Raw genomic sequence first — 15058 nt, forward strand, 5'->3', positions numbered from 1 at the left:
TCGGTTGAGCCCTGCACGCGCCTCTAGTTCTTCGCTCACACGTCGATAGCACGTTCATTCGCATGTCGCTTCACGAAAATCACGTCACGCTGGCCCATGCGCAAGGGGAGGCGCATGCGCAATGGCGTGCGCGGCTCGAGCTCGGCTTTGTCAGGCACGGCGGCCGCACGGCGCTTCAGCATCGGCTTCACGACGGACCGTTGCGCGTGCAACGGCCGCTTTATCCCGAGGGCGAATCCATCTGTCATGCGGTGATCGTGCATCCGCCAGGGGGGATTGCGGGCGGCGACGTGCTTTCCATCGACGTCGATGTCGGTGCCGGCGCGCACGCGGTCATCACGACGCCCGGCGCGACCAAGTGGTACAAGTCGAATGGCCGCGCCGCGCGGCAGAGCATCGCGGTGCATGTCGGCGAGCACGCCAGGCTCGACTGGCTGCCGCAGAACAACATTGTTTTCGATCACGCGAATGCGGCGCTGGATTTTTCTCTGACGCTCGACGAAGACGCCACCGCGATCGGCTGGGACGCGACGCAGCTTGGACGCCAGGCAGCCGGCGAGCGATGGTCGCACGGCAGCTTGCGGGCGGTGTCGCGAATCGCGCGAACGCAAGGCGACCTGTTGTGGCTGGAACGCGCGAGTCTCGCGGCCGATGATCCGCTGCGCGATGCCGCGCAAGGGCTCGCCGGATTTCCGGCATACGGAACGCTGTGGGCCGTCGGGCCCGCTTGCGACGACGCGCTCGCTGAGGCGCTGACCGCCCAATTCCCCTTTGATGACGCGCTGCGCGCGGCGGCTTCGTGCGTGACGGAGGGCGTGTTGCTCGTGCGGGCCGTTTCGCGGTCCATGGAAACGCTCCAGCGCGCTTTGACTCAGTGCTGGCTGCAGTTGCGGCCTGTGGTGCATGGGGTCGAGGCCGTGCCGTTGAGGATCTGGGCGACGTAGGTTCAAGACACGCGTTGCGTCGGTACCGCGCTTTCACTGCGTAAGACGCCCATGCACCAATCAGGAGCCATGCCGCGCCCCTGTGTAGTGCAGGGAGCCGCAGCCCTTCTGGCCGGCCCTCGCCGCACCGCAATGGCACACACCTTGCATTCCCCAACCCGCGAAGCTGCCGCGCCCCAGACGGTCAGCCGCCTGCCCACCACCACGTCTACGACACATGAACCGACCCACGCTTCGTTCCACGCGCCGCACGCTGCTCGCCGCCCTGCTCGCCTCGCCCGTCCTCGCCATGACCTCGCCGGCGGTCCACGCCGACACGCTCGATAACATCGCCAAGGCAGGCGTGCTGAAGGTGGCCGTGCCAGAAGACTATCCGCCGTTCGGCTCGGTCGGCCCGGACATGAAGCCGCAAGGCTACGACATCGACACCGCCGCGCTGCTTGCCAAGTCGATGAACGTGAAGCTCGAGCTCGTGCCCGTCAACAGCGCGAATCGCATTCCGTATCTGCAAACCGGCAAGGTCGATCTCGTGATCTCGTCGCTCGGCAAAACGCCGGATCGCGAGAAAGTGATCGACTTTTCGACCGCCTACGCACCGTACTACCAGGGCGTGTTCGGTCCCGCCGACATCAAGGTGAGCGGCCCCGCCGATCTCACCGGCAAGACGGTCGGCGCGACGCGCGGCGCGCTCGAGGAACTCGGTCTCACGCAAATGGCGCCCAATGCCACGATCAAGCGTTTTGAGGACAACAACGCGACCATCGCCGCGTTTCTCTCCGGTCAGGTTCAACTGATTGCCGCCGGCAATATCGTCGCGGCCGCGATTCTCGCGAAAAACCCGCCGCGCCGGCCTGAGCCGAAGTTCGTCATCAAGAATTCGCCGTGCTTCGTCGGCATGAACAAGAACGAGCCGCGTCTGCAGCAGAAGGTCAACGCCGCCATCGCTCAGGCGAAGCAGGACGGCACGCTCAACACGATGTCGAAGAAGTGGTTCGGCGCGGCGCTGCCTGCCGATCTGTAAGCGCGTCGTTAGCCGGACTTGATAGCGTCGCTGTCTTATCCGGCATTGCACGGGTCGCCGCGGCGGCCCGCAACGCCTATCATTGTCGCGGCCGGTCTGCCCGGACCGGGCCCAACCCACCGCACTCATTCGATGAAGCTGACACCTCGCGAGAAGGACAAGCTGCTGATCTTCACCGCCGCGCTGCTTGCCGAACGGCGCCGCGCGCGCGGCCTCAAACTGAACTATCCGGAAGCGGTCGCCTTCATTACCGCCGCGCTCATGGAAGCCGCGCGCGACGGCAAGACCGTCGCCGAGGTCATGCACTACGGCACGACGCTGCTCACGCGCGACGACGTCATGGAAGGCGTGCCCGAGATGATTCCCGACATCCAGGTCGAAGCCACGTTTCCGGACGGCACGAAGCTCGTCACCGTTCATCACCCGATTCCATAAGGCACGCCCCATGATTCCCGGCGAACTCCTCACCGACGAAGGCGAGCACGAACTCAACGCGGGCCGCGCGACCGTCACCGTCGTCGTGTCGAACACCGGCGACCGGCCGGTGCAGATCGGCTCGCATTACCACTTCTATGAAGTGAACGACGCGCTCGCGTTCGACCGCGAAGCCGCGCGCGGCTTTCGCCTGAACATCGCGGCGGGCACGGCCGTGCGCTTCGAGCCCGGCCAGGAACGCACCGTCGAACTCGTCGAGCTGGCAGGCGAGCGCATCGTCTACGGCTTCAACGGCAAGGTGATGGGCAAGCTCTGATGCGCCGCGCGCGCTCATCGGCCCGAACCGCCCCGCTCAATTCCGGACCTACATCATGACCTTACGCATTGGCCGCCGCGCGTACGCGGAAATGTTCGGCCCCACCACCGGCGACCGCGTGCGTCTCGCCGACACCGAGTTGCTGATCGAAGTCGAGCGCGATTTCACGACGTATGGCGAAGAAGTGAAGTTCGGCGGCGGCAAAGTGATTCGCGACGGCATGGGCCAGTCGCAGCGCGTGCATGCCGACGTGGTCGATACCGTCGTGACGAACGCGGTCATTCTGGATCACTGGGGCATCGTGAAGGCCGATATCGGCATCAAGGACGGCCGCATTGCCGCCATCGGCAAGGCCGGCAATCCCGACATCCAGCCGAACGTGACGATTGCGGTCGGCGCGTCCACCGAAGTGATTGCCGGCGAAGGCCTGATCGTGACGGCGGGCGGCATCGACACGCACATCCATTTCATCAGCCCGCAGCAGATTGAAGAAGCGCTCGCGAGCGGCGTGACGACGATGCTCGGCGGCGGCACGGGCCCTGCCACGGGCACCAACGCGACCACGTGCACGCCGGGGCCGTGGCATCTCGAACGCATGCTGCAAGCCGCGGACGGCTATCCGATGAACCTCGGCTTTCTCGGCAAGGGCAACGTGAGCCAGCCGCAGCCGGCGTTGGAGCAGATTGCCGCGGGCGCCATCGGTCTGAAGCTGCACGAAGACTGGGGCACGACGCCCGCCGCCATCGACAACTGCCTTTCCGTTGCGGACGACACGGACACGCAGGTCGCCATTCACACCGACACGCTAAACGAAGCGGGTTTCGTCGAAGCCACGGTGGCCGCGTTCAAGGGCCGCACGATCCACACGTATCACACCGAGGGCGCGGGCGGCGGCCACGCGCCCGACATCATCAAGGTCTGCGGCGAAGCGAACGTGCTGCCTTCGTCGACCAATCCGACGCGGCCCTACACCGTCAACACGCTCGAAGAGCATCTCGATATGCTGATGGTGTGCCACCACCTGGACCCGTCGATTGCGGAAGACATTGCGTTTGCCGAATCGCGCATTCGCCGCGAGACCATCGCCGCCGAGGACATCCTGCACGATCTCGGCGCGCTCTCGATGCTCTCGTCGGATTCGCAGGCCATGGGCCGCGTGGGCGAAGTCATCATCCGCACGTGGCAGACCGCGCACAAGATGAAGGTGCAGCGCGGCGCGCTGCCCGAGGACAACGCGCGTCACGACAACTTCCGCGCCAAACGCTATGTCGCCAAGTACACGATCAACCCGGCCATCACGCACGGCATCGCGCATGAGGTGGGTTCCATCGAGCCTGGCAAGTGGGCCGATCTCGTGTTCTGGGAGCCGGCGTTTTTCGGCATCAAGCCCTCGCTGATCCTCAAAGGCGGCATGATCGCCATGGCGCAGATGGGCGACCCGAACGCGTCGATTCCCACGCCGCAGCCGGTGCATTACCGCGAAATGTTCGCGACGCGCGGCGGTGCCTTGGGGCGCACGTCGCTGACCTTTGTTTCGCAGCTCGCCGCCGACGCGGGCGTGGCCGAGCGCTACGGATTGAACAAGCGTATCGTGGCTGTGAAGAACTGCCGCAACATCACGAAGGCGGACATGATTCACAACGCGTGGCGCCCGTCGATCAGCGTCGATCCCGAAACCTACCAGGTGATCGCCGACGGTCAATTGCTGACCTGCGAACCGGCCAGTGTCCTGCCGATGGCGCAACGCTATTTCCTGTTCTGATCATGCGCACACTCGACAAGCTGATTGCGCCTCACCTGAAACTCGCGCCGGTGCTCGTCAAACGCGCGCCGACGTTGACGCTGGCTTTCGACGAGCGCCGCAAGAGCCGCCTCGCGGCCACGCTCGATAACGGCGAAGAAGTGGCCGTGCTGCTGCCGCGCGGCACCGTGTTGCGCGACGGCGATGTGCTCGTCGCCGACGACGGCGGCCTCGTGCGCGTCGTCGCCGCGCCCGAAACGGTGCTCGTGGTCCGCGCGAAAGATGCGCTCACGCTCACGCGCGCGGCGTATCACCTCGGCAATCGTCATACGCCGGTGGAAGTCGGCGCGGATTATCTAAAGCTCGAATACGATCCGGTGCTGGCCGATATGCTCAAGCGCATCGGCGCGACGGTCGATCAGGTTGCCATGCCGTTTCAGCCCGAAACGGGCGCGTATGGCGGCGGCCACAAGCACGGGCACGACGAGACCTTTGCCGAAGATTACGCGTTGGCGCAGCAGGTGTTCGGCGAGCATCATGGGCATTCGCATGATCATGAGCACGGCCACGCTAATGAGCACGGTCATGACCATGCACACGATCACAGTCACGAAGGCCACGTGCACGACGAATCCTGCGGCCACGCGCATCATCACCACCATGCGCATCGCTGAACTCACGGCGCTGCTGCATCTCGCGTCGCCGGCCCTGCCCATCGGCGCATTCAGTTATTCGCAGGGACTCGAAGCGGCAATCGAAGCGCAACTCATCACCGACGCCGATTCGGCCCGCGACTGGATTGCAAGCGGCCTCACCGACGTGCTCGCACGCGGCGAGCTGCCCTTCCTCGCGCATCAGATGGAACGCTGGCGCAGCCACGACAGCACCGGTCTCGGAGAAGCGAACAACGAATTCCTCGCGAGCCGCGAATCCGCGGAGTTGCGGCGCGAAACCGAGCAGATGGGCTGGTCGCTGCGGCAGTTGTGCGTCTCGCTGGAATGGGGCGATGCGGCGCGGCGCGCGACGCTCGCGGCGATCTCACCGCTCGCGCAACCCACGGCGTTCGCCTTCGCGGCCTATGCGCATGACGCCGCCGTCGACGCCGCGCTTGCCGCCTATGCGTTCAACTGGGTCGAAAACCAGGCCGCCGCCGCATTGAAGGCGGTGCCGCTCGGGCAGCTTGCGGGACAACGCATCATCGTCGCGTTGCGCGGGCCGATCGATGCGGCGGTCACGCGCGCGCTCGCGACGTCGCCGGAAGACATCAACACGTTTGCGCCGCAGCTCGGCATTCTGTCGGCGCGTCACGAGTCGCAGTATTCGCGGCTTTTTCGCTCATAAAACGATCCATCATGAACGCACTTCAACACACCGCCCACTCGTCCGTCCGCACGAAAAAGCTGCCGCCGCTGCGGGTGGGCGTGGGCGGACCGGTCGGCTCGGGCAAGACCACGCTGCTCGAAATGCTCTGCAAGGCGATGCGCGATCAGTACGATCTCGTCGCGATCACCAACGACATCTACACGAAAGAAGACCAGCGCCTGCTCACGGTCGCGGGCGCGTTGCCGGCCGAGCGCATCATGGGCGTCGAAACGGGCGGCTGTCCGCATACGGCGATTCGCGAGGACGCGTCGATCAACCTCGAAGCCGTCGACCGCATGCTCGGGCGCTTTCCGGACGCGGACATCGTGTTCATCGAATCGGGCGGCGATAACCTCGCGGCGACTTTCAGCCCCGAACTGTCGGACCTGACGATTTACGTGATCGACGTGGCGGGCGGCGAGAAGATTCCGCGCAAGGGCGGCCCCGGCATCACGAAGTCGGACCTGCTCGTAATCAACAAGACGGACCTCGCGCCGCTCGTGGGCGCGAATCTCGACGTGATGGCCTCGGACGCGAAAAAAATGCGCGGCGAGCGGCCTTTTGTGATGTGCAATCTGAAGGCGCTCGACGGGTTGGACGAGGTGGTGCGGTTTATCGAGCGCAAGGGATTGTTGAAGGCGTGATTGAGGCGGCGGGCGGCGCGCGGCGGAGCCGCCCGCTCACTCCGGCAGCACCGCCATCAACACATCCACCGTGCGCGCGGTCGCGCCGCGATGACGCGCGGCGAAGGCCGACGCCGCGCCGCCCATGGCGAGCCGCCGCGCCTTGTCGTTGAAGAGCTCGCGCAGCGCGCGGGCGAGATCGGCCGGATCCTGCACCTGCACCGCCGCGCCCGCGGCGACCGCATCGGCTGTGGCCTGCGTGAAGTTGAACACGTGCGGCCCGATCAGCACCGGCACGCCGACCGCGCACGCCTCGATCAGATTCTGTCCGCCGAGCGGCAACAGACTGCCGCCGATAAACGCCAGATCCGACGCCGCGTAATACGCGCCCAGCTCACCCATGGAATCGCCGAGCAGCACGTTCACCTCCGCCGGCAACGCAGGCACGCCGCCGCTCGCGGCCGCCGACGCCACCTTCGCATCCGGCGCCCACGCGGAACGCCGCACGAGGCGCAAGCCGGCTTTCTCGACGAGCCCCGCCACCTCGTTAAAGCGCTGCGGATGACGCGGCACGAGAATCAACAACGCGTCCTCCACGCCGAGCGCAGCGAACGCCTGCAGTACGAGTTCTTCTTCGCCTTCGCGTGTGCTCGCCGCGACCCACACGGGCCGCGTGCCGATTGCCGCGCGCCACGCATGGCCGCGCGCCGCCAGTTCCGGCGGCGTACTCATGTCGAACTTCAGATTGCCGAGCACCGCGACATTGCGCGCGCCGAGCGCGGTGAGCCGTTCGGCGTCGGAAGGACTCTGCGCCAGCACGCGCGCAAAACCGCCGAATACATCTTTCGTCGCGCCGCCGAACTTCGCCGCGCGCTTATACGAGCGCGCCGACATGCGCGCGTTCGTCAGGATCAGTGGCACGTCCGCGCGGCGGCATTCGTCGATCAGCGTGGGCCACACTTCGGTCTCCATCACGAGACCGAGCGACGGCCGCCAAGCGCGCAAAAAGCGCCGCACCGCATGGGGCATGTCGTACGGCAGATAGCTGCGCAACACACGGTCGCCGAAAATCTGTTCGCCGGTGGCGCGACCGCTCGGCGTCATATGAGTCAGCAGAATGCGCGCGTCGGGACGCGCCTTCATGAGCGTCTCGATGAGCGGCTGCGCGGCGCGCGTCTCGCCGACCGACACTGCATGCACCCAGATGAGCGGCGCGTTGTCTTCCGGCAAACGCCCGCGCGAATAGCCAAAGCGCTCGCCAATATGCTGACGATAACCGCGCTCCTTGCGCGAGCGGATCAGCAACCGCAGCACGGCGGCGGGCGCGATAAGCCACCACAGCGCGTTGTAGATCGCCCTCAGCATCGGCGCTCCGCTCGAGCGGGCGCGCGGCGATCAAGCCAAGCGGCCCAATCGGGCCAATCGGGCAGCGCCCGCGCAGGCAAACCAGCCGCGGCGCTCAAACCAGCGCCCTGCCCTTGAGGCGTTCGAGTATGCCAAGCGGCGCGCATTCCGGCTGCGCCATCGCCTTGACCGGCAGGAAGAAGGTCTGTTCGAGCATGAACTGGCCGGACATCACCGCATGCGAAGTCTGGTCGGAGAAACACACCCAGACGCTGCCCGGCGGAAACGGCATGGTCTCCTGCGGACTCGTCTTCTGATAGTCGAGGTCCGCCTTCATGCCGTCGTGCAGATGGAGCATCAGGTGGTCGTATTCGCTACGTGGCGACTTCGTGACGTGCAGCAGATTGAGCAACCATGCCGAACCCGGCATTTGCGGCTTGATGCGCGGCAGGAAGCGCTTGGCCATGTCTTCGAATGGTTCGCCGACGCGCCACACGCGCGGCACACCATGCGGATTCACGTTGGTGAACACGCGCAGAATGCGCTCGCCGTAATTCGGCCGCGACGGGAACGCGTCGACGTGCAAACGGCTGTCGTCCTTGCGCCACGACGTCTGGCGCGTTTCCACCTGATGCAGCCGCAGGCTCGTGGGCGCGACGCGCAGCTTGCCGTTGTATTCGGGAAAGAGCCCGTCGACGAGCGTGCGCGCATTCGCCTGATAACGCGCGATCAACGCGCGCACCGCGGACTGCGTGACGGCGTCGCCGGCCACGCCGTGCAGCGCGCCGCCATTCGGTTCGAGGCTGATGTTCTTGCGGTTCGGATCGGCGAGCGCGGGATCGAGGAGCGCAGTTTCGCCGCCTTCGATCGCAAAGCGCAGATTCGGAAAATACAGCACCTTGCCGCGTTCGACGCCGGCGAGCAGCGTCTCGCGCGGCACGGACAGGTTGCGACCGTGCCAGTCGGCGTTCGCGACTTCGATGATCTGGGTTTCGTTCATGATCGCCCTTGAAAACGGATGATGCGTAAGGCGAAGCGCGCCGGACGAATTACAGCAGGCCGAAGCCGGCAAGCGCGGACTTCACGTGTTGCAGCGTGGGCGGCTGGCCGGCCGTGCCGAGATTGACGACGTTCGGCGACCAGTAACCGCCGGTCCGCCACGCGGTGGCGAAATTGTACAACTCGACCGTCGGCCGCTTCAGCGCCGCCGCGATGTGCACTAGACCTGTGTCAACGCCGACCGTCGCGGCCGCGCCTTCAATGAGACCGACCACCGCCGGCAACGACAACCTGGGCGGCACGATGGCCGCTGCGCCGAATTCCTTCGCGAGACGTTCGCTCGTCGCGCGTTCGGATTCGCTGCCCCACGGCAACACGATCGACGCGCCGCGCCGCACGAGCGACTGCCCCAGCTCGATCCACGCGGTATCGGGCCATTGCTTGTCCGCGCGCGAGGTCGCGTGCACGAACACCACGTAAGGCACCGGAAGATTCAGATTGGCCGCCGAGAGCGCCAGCGCGGCGCGCCCCGTATCGATGCCGAAGTCGATGTCGTCGGTAGGCTGCGGCGGCGGATCGTTCAGCGCCGCGGCCACCAGTTGCCGCGTGCGCTCGACCACATGGGTGCGCGGCTCGATCGGCACACGCCGGTCGTAGAAGAAACGCACCGGCCATTCGAAACCCGCGCCGTCCGTGCGATTCGCGAGGCCGACGAGCGGTCCGCGCGCCATGCTCGCGACCCACGCGGTCTTGATGAGCCCCTGGCAGTCGATCACGAGATCGTAGTGTTCGGCGGCGAGCGCACGGCGAAACGCACCGATCTCGCGCCAGTTGTCGACCGAAAAGAGACGCTTGCGCCAGCGCCGCAGCGACACCGGAATCGCCCGCCGCACGCCGCTCACCAGTTCCACGAGCCCGACGAAGCTTTCCTCGACGAGCCAGTCGATCTGCGCCTCGGGATGGCGGCGCCGGATGTCGGCGATGACCGGCATGTTGTGAACGACGTCGCCCAGTGACGACACCCTCACGATCAATATCTTTTGCACGCTCAAGAGAGGGAAACCGGCTATGCGGTCCGAAGATGCTTTGAAAGAGGTGCCGCGAAGCCTTCCGCTTTGCTTCGCGCGAGACCTCCGGCGAGCGGCGCCACGACGTGCACGTCATGTCGCCAGGACGGCAATTCTAGCGCGAGCTGGCCAATGGGCATGAAAAAACGCGGCGCGGTAAGTGAAACCCGCGCCGCGTTAGCGACATTGGCAGCGGCGCCTCGCGAACCGCCGCGCCGCCGCTGCCTATGCTCGATCTGTCAGAACCGCATCAGAACGGCAGCTTCGCGTCCGCCTTCTCCGCGAGAATCACGCGGCGGAAGTCTTCCTGGATGCGCTTGAGCGCCGCGTCGTTATCGGCTTCGAAACGCATGACCACGACCGGCGTGGTGTTCGACGAGCGCGCAAGGCCGAAGCCGTCCGGGTACTCGACGCGCAGGCCGTCGATGGTCACGACGTCGTCCGCGCCGGTGAATTGCGCGTTTTTCTGCAGACGTGCGATGAGCTCGAAGTTCTCGCCTTCTTCCAGCTTCAGTTGCAGCTCGGGCGTGGAGTGAGAATTGGGCAGCGAGTTCAGCAGCTTGCTCGGGTCTTCAACGCGCGTGAGGATTTCGAGCAGACGCGCGCCGGTGTAGAGACCGTCGTCGAAACCGTACCAGCGGTCCTTGAAGAACACGTGGCCGCTCATTTCACCCGCGAGCGGCGCGCCGGTTTCGCGCAGCTTCGCTTTGACGAGCGAGTGGCCCGTCTTCCACATGAGCGGCTCGCCGCCCTTCTCTTTCACCCACTTCGCGAGATTGCGCGTGCACTTCACGTCGTAAATGATCTGCGCACCCTTGTTGCGCGACAGCACTTCTTCGGCGAAGAGCATGAGCTGGCGGTCCGGATAAATGATCTGGCCGTCTTTCGTGACGACGCCGAGGCGATCGCCGTCGCCGTCGAATGCGAAGCCGATTTCCGCGTCCGTTTCCTTCAACGCGCGAATCACGTCCTGAAGGTTTTCCGGGTGCGCCGGGTCCGGGTGATGGTTCGGGAAGTTGCCGTCGATCTCCGTGAAGAGCTCGACGAGTTCGCAACCAAGCTTCCTGAAGAGCTGGGGCGCGAGGCCGCCCGCAACGCCGTTGCCCGTGTCGACCACGATCTTGATGGGACGCGCGAGCTTCACGTCGCTCGCGATGCGCTGGAGATAGTCGTCGGCAATGTCGTACTCGACGTACGTGCCGCTGCCCTCAGAAAAGTTTTCGTCGACGATGCGCTGATGCAGCGCCTGAATCTGCTCGCCGTAAATCGCGGAGCCGCGCAGCACCATCTTGAAGCCGTTGTAATCCGGCGGATTATGACTACCCGTCACGACGATGCACGAATCGACGCGGCGCTCGCCGCCCTCGAGCTGCAACGGCACGCTTGCCGCGAAATAACCGACGGGCGTCGGCACCATGCCGACATTCACCACATCGACGCCGGCCGCACGCAGGCCGTCCGACAATGCCTGGATCAACTCCGGACCCGACAGACGGCCGTCGCGCGCGACCACCACCGCGTCGCCGCCCTGCGCACGCACTTCGCTGCCGAACGCGCGGCCGATCGAACGCGCTGCGTCGGCGTCGAGCGTCTTGCCGATCACACCGCGAATGTCATACGCCTTGAAAATGGATTTGGAGATCATGTTGGCTCACTTGCGTGCAATGGAAAATTTTGACCGGCGCACTCATGTGGAATCGGTAAATCATAGCGATCGGACATGATGCTGCGCCCTTGCCGGAAGCGATCCGGTTCCAACTTATAATTGCGCCTTTCGGACCAGCCTGGTAACGCCATTCTAATGCTTAGACGCCCTCCATTTGTAAAGTTGCCCAGATGGCCGACGAGGCGGGTGAACTGCCGCAAAGTGCATGGGCGAGCGCTTGCCGGATGCTGACGCTCAAACGCTTTGCCAACCCGGACGTCACGCGCGCGTTCGCGAATATTGTCTGGCTCGGTCTCGAACGGCTCACGCAAATCGGGGTGGCGATAGCGATCAGCGGCCTGCTCGCGCGTTACTTCGGACCCGACACGTTCGGCAAATGGCAATACGCCAATACGCTGCTGCTCGTGCTCTCGCCCATTACGTGGGTCTGCGGCGCCGAGATTCTCGTGCCCACCATCGTCGCGCGGCCGCCCGCGCAACTCGGCACCGTGCTCGGCAGCGCCTTTACGCTGCGCTTTTCCGTGTCGGTCGCGGCCTTGCTGCTCACGTGGCTCGGCATTGCGCTGGGTTTCTTCGACCCGCTCGTCGGCGCCATGCTCGCGGGGCTCGCGGTCACCATGCTGTTTCGCGAGCCGTTCGTCGGCGTGATCAATGCGTGGCTGCAAAGCATGACCTACAGCAAGCCGCAGCTGCTCACGAGCATGAGCACCGCGGTGCTCAAGGCGGGCCTCGTGTATCTGCTCGTGCGCGCGGCCGCGGAACCCTCGCGCTTTGGCTGGCTGTGGGCGCTGGAGTCGGCGGCTATCGGCAGTGTACTGGTCGTCTATTACATTCGTCGCCATGGTGGCAAGCTTGGCTGGCACTTCGACCGCGCGCTCTTCACGCATTTCGCGAGCGCGGGCACGGTGTTCTGGCTTGGCCTCATCTGTATGTACCTGTTCCTGAAACTGGACCGGCTCATGCTCGAGCGTGCCATTTCATTCGCCGATCTCGGGCGCTATTCGGCCGCGCAACAGCTGAACGAAAACTGGATCACGCTTGCGCTGATGCTCGCGCAGACCATTGCGCCCGCGTTCGTCTATCGCGTGCAGCAGGCCGCGCAACTGCGCCGTAACGTGTTGCGCCTCACGGCGATGACCGCCGCGCTGATGATCTCCGGCGCGCTCGTGCTCGACCTGCTCGCGGGCTTTATCATCCGGCGCGTGTTCGGGCCGGGCTTCGAAGGCGCTATCGAGATTTTCCGCTGGGCCGTGTGGCTTTCCGTACCGGCGGGCATTGAAGCGATCGGCAATCTCGTCGTGCTCAAGTATCAGGCGAAGTTCGTGTTGCTGTTCAAGTGGCTCTTCGCGCTCGGCGTCGCGTTCGTGGTCAACCTGCTGGCTATTCCACGGCTTGGCGCCTATGGCGCGCTGGTCGGTCTCGCGGGCGGATATCTCGCGGCGGCGGCGGTTAATATTTATTACATCCGTTTCAAATTAAGCCCATGACGCTTCCTTTCGCCGACGCGCCGCCGCACTGCCTCGACGACGTCGCGGTGCTGATGCCCGCCTACAACGGCCAGGCCGACGTCGATCTGACGCTCGCGTCGTTCAGCGAACGTGCGCTGGTGCACGTTTTGATCGTCGATGACGGCAGCACGCCGCCCATCGTCGCGCCTGCGCTGCCCAACCTGCAGATCGAAGTGCTGCGCATGCCGGTGAACGGCGGCATCGAGCGCGCGCTGGAAGCGGGCATCGACGCTTTGGCGCAGCGCGGCTTTCGCTATGCGGCGCGTATCGACGCGGGCGACCGCAGCGTGCCGCAACGGCTCGCGAAGCAGCGGGCCTATATGGAAGCACATCCGCACGTGGCCGGGCTCGGCATGTGGACCCAGGTCGTCACGCGCGCGGGCGAGCCGCTTTTCATGCTGTGCCCGCCCGCCGAAGCCGCGCAGATCCGGCGCCTGCGTTTTTTCCGCTCATGCTTTGCGCATCCTTCGATGATGCTGCGTATCGACGCGGTGCGCGCCGTCGGCAACTATCGCGCGAAGTATCGCTCGGCCGAAGACCTCGATCTGTTCGTACGCCTGATGGAGCGCTACGACTGCGCGAATCTGCCGGAACTCGGCCTGTATTACGAGCTGAACGAAGGCGGCATCAGCGCGACGAAGCGGCGCCGCCAGGTAGTCTCGACGCTGCGGCTGCAACTGCGCTACTTCAACGTCGCCAATCCGTACGACTGGCTCGGTCTCGCCAAGAATCTGCTGCATCTCGTGACGCCTTACCGCGCGTTGCAGCGGGTCAAGCGCGGCCTGCTCGCGCCGCGCGCGAGCCATTGAACCGCGTGCGAGCCATTTAACCGCGGCGCCCTTCGCCCTTTCATTCACCGTCAAGCGCTTTCCAGCATGAAGCCAGCCCTCAAGTCGACGCCCGCGATGCGCATTACACTCGTGTGTAACACCGCCTGGGCAATCTATACGTATCGGCAAGGGCTGATCCGCATGCTGGTGGGGCGCGGCGTCGACGTGACCGTGCTCGCGCCGCGCGACCGCACCTTCGAGCTGCTCGCGGCCATGGGGTGCCGCTGCATCGAATTGCCGGTCGCTTCCAAAGGCACCAATCCGCGCGACGATCTTCGCACGCTGTACTCGCTGTATCGCCATTACCGCGCGATCCGCCCGCATGTGGTATTTCATTACACGATCAAGCCGAATATCTACGGCTCGATCGCCGCGAAACTCGCGGGCGTGCAGTCGGTCGCCGTGACCACGGGGCTCGGCTATGTGTTCATCCAGCAGAGCCGCGCCGCGCAGGTCGCCAAAAAACTGTATCGTTTTGCGTTCCGTTTCCCGCGCGAAGTCTGGTTTCTGAATCGCGACGATCAGGCAGCGTTTGTCGAACAGAATTTGTTGGTGCATCCTGAGCGCGCGCGGCTTTTGCACGGCGAAGGCGTCGACCTCGAGCAATTCGGCTTTACGCCCCTGCCCGAGCGAGCGGAATTCAGGTTTGTGCTGATCGGCCGTTTGCTGTGGGACAAGGGTGTCGGCGAATATGTGGAAGCGGCGCGGCGTTTGCACGAGCGTTACCCGCACGCGCGTTTCCAGTTGCTCGGGCCGGTGGGCGTCGACAACCCGAGTGCGATCACGCGCGACGAAGTGGCGGCGTGGGAGCGCGAAGGCATCATCGACTATCTCGGCGAGGCGCATGACGTGCGGCCTTTTATCGCCGATGCGGATTGCATCGTGTTGCCGTCGTATCGCGAAGGCGTGCCGCGCACGCTGATGGAAGCCTCGGCGATGGGCCGGCCCATTGTCGCGACCGACGTGCCGGGCTGCCGCGAAGTGGTCGCGCACGGCGTCAACGGATTGCTTTGCGAAGCGCGCAATGCAGAAAGCCTGGCAGGCGCGCTCGCGCATATGCTCGACATGAGCGGCGCCGAGCGCCGCGCCATGGCAGAACGCGGCCGGCAGAAAGTCGCGCAGGAGTTCGACGAACGCGTCGTCGTCGAAACGTATAAAGACCTGGTGCAAAAAATGACGGGCGTTTTACTTTAACGGAGCAA

The 15058-nt window shown here is 65.0% G+C and carries 15 protein-coding genes; 11 read left to right on the forward strand and 4 right to left on the reverse strand.

The window, feature by feature from the left end; all coding sequences use genetic code 11:
- Positions 1–62: 62 nt before the first annotated feature.
- From ACEN8U_RS28285 to ureG, 8 genes are all read left to right on the forward strand, one after another.
- Positions 63–944: an urease accessory protein UreD gene (locus ACEN8U_RS28285; protein WP_413658133.1), complete on the forward strand. Its 882-nt coding sequence runs from the start codon at positions 63–65 to the stop codon at positions 942–944.
- 217 nt (positions 945–1161) lie between these two features.
- On the forward strand, positions 1162–1965 hold the full coding sequence (locus ACEN8U_RS28290; RefSeq protein ID WP_309583547.1) for a transporter substrate-binding domain-containing protein: 804 nt from the start codon (positions 1162–1164) through the stop codon (positions 1963–1965).
- Positions 1966–2097: 132 nt separating this feature from the next.
- The gene (gene ureA, locus ACEN8U_RS28295; RefSeq protein ID WP_006048588.1) at positions 2098–2400 is read left to right on the forward strand and encodes an urease subunit gamma; all 303 of its coding nucleotides are present in this window, start codon (positions 2098–2100) and stop codon (positions 2398–2400) included.
- 10 nt (positions 2401–2410) lie between these two features.
- The gene (locus tag ACEN8U_RS28300) at positions 2411–2716 is read left to right on the forward strand and encodes an urease subunit beta (protein WP_013587416.1); all 306 of its coding nucleotides are present in this window, start codon (positions 2411–2413) and stop codon (positions 2714–2716) included.
- A 55-nt stretch (positions 2717–2771) separates the two neighbouring features.
- Complete coding sequence (ureC, locus tag ACEN8U_RS28305) at positions 2772–4478, forward strand: urease subunit alpha (RefSeq protein ID WP_413658136.1); 1707 nt, start codon at positions 2772–2774, stop codon at positions 4476–4478.
- Between the two features lie 2 nt (positions 4479–4480).
- Entirely contained in the window at positions 4481–5131 is a 651-nt protein-coding gene (ureE, locus tag ACEN8U_RS28310) for an urease accessory protein UreE (RefSeq protein ID WP_413658138.1), read from the forward strand.
- On the forward strand, positions 5118–5798 hold the full coding sequence (locus ACEN8U_RS28315) for an urease accessory protein UreF (RefSeq protein ID WP_413658633.1): 681 nt from the start codon (positions 5118–5120) through the stop codon (positions 5796–5798). Before ureE ends, ACEN8U_RS28315 begins: the two co-directional genes overlap by 14 nt.
- Positions 5799–5809: 11 nt before the next feature.
- Entirely contained in the window at positions 5810–6463 is a 654-nt protein-coding gene (gene ureG, locus ACEN8U_RS28320; RefSeq protein ID WP_413658140.1) for an urease accessory protein UreG, read from the forward strand.
- Between the two features lie 36 nt (positions 6464–6499).
- On the opposite strand, the gene waaA is transcribed toward ureG, so the two are convergent.
- From waaA to ACEN8U_RS28340, 4 genes are all read right to left on the reverse strand, one after another.
- Positions 6500–7807, reverse strand: a complete 1308-nt coding sequence (gene waaA, locus ACEN8U_RS28325; RefSeq protein ID WP_413658142.1) for a lipid IV(A) 3-deoxy-D-manno-octulosonic acid transferase — start codon at positions 7805–7807, stop codon at positions 6500–6502.
- 94 nt (positions 7808–7901) lie between these two features.
- A complete protein-coding gene (locus ACEN8U_RS28330; RefSeq protein ID WP_013587410.1) occupies positions 7902–8786 on the reverse strand; it encodes a Kdo hydroxylase family protein in 885 nt (294 codons plus the stop codon).
- Positions 8787–8835: 49 nt separating this feature from the next.
- A complete protein-coding gene (waaC, locus tag ACEN8U_RS28335) occupies positions 8836–9837 on the reverse strand; it encodes a lipopolysaccharide heptosyltransferase I (RefSeq protein ID WP_310088032.1) in 1002 nt (333 codons plus the stop codon).
- Between the two features lie 265 nt (positions 9838–10102).
- Complete coding sequence (locus ACEN8U_RS28340) at positions 10103–11497, reverse strand: phosphomannomutase/phosphoglucomutase (RefSeq protein ID WP_413658144.1); 1395 nt, start codon at positions 11495–11497, stop codon at positions 10103–10105.
- A gap of 245 nt (positions 11498–11742) precedes the next feature.
- Between ACEN8U_RS28340 and ACEN8U_RS28345 the strand changes: the two genes are divergently transcribed.
- The 3 genes from ACEN8U_RS28345 (at position 11743) to ACEN8U_RS28355 (ending at position 15050) form a co-directional block, all read left to right on the forward strand.
- Entirely contained in the window at positions 11743–13005 is a 1263-nt protein-coding gene (locus ACEN8U_RS28345; RefSeq protein WP_413658634.1) for an oligosaccharide flippase family protein, read from the forward strand.
- A complete protein-coding gene (locus ACEN8U_RS28350; protein WP_413658146.1) occupies positions 13002–13835 on the forward strand; it encodes a glycosyltransferase in 834 nt (277 codons plus the stop codon). The genes ACEN8U_RS28345 and ACEN8U_RS28350 overlap by 4 nt, the downstream gene beginning before the upstream one ends.
- 66 nt (positions 13836–13901) lie before the next feature.
- The gene (locus tag ACEN8U_RS28355) at positions 13902–15050 is read left to right on the forward strand and encodes a glycosyltransferase family 4 protein (RefSeq protein WP_413658148.1); all 1149 of its coding nucleotides are present in this window, start codon (positions 13902–13904) and stop codon (positions 15048–15050) included.
- Positions 15051–15058: the final 8 nt, after the last annotated feature.

Source organism: Paraburkholderia phenoliruptrix (assembly GCF_047325075.1).
Taxonomy (GTDB): Bacteria; Pseudomonadota; Gammaproteobacteria; order Burkholderiales; family Burkholderiaceae; genus Paraburkholderia; species Paraburkholderia phenoliruptrix.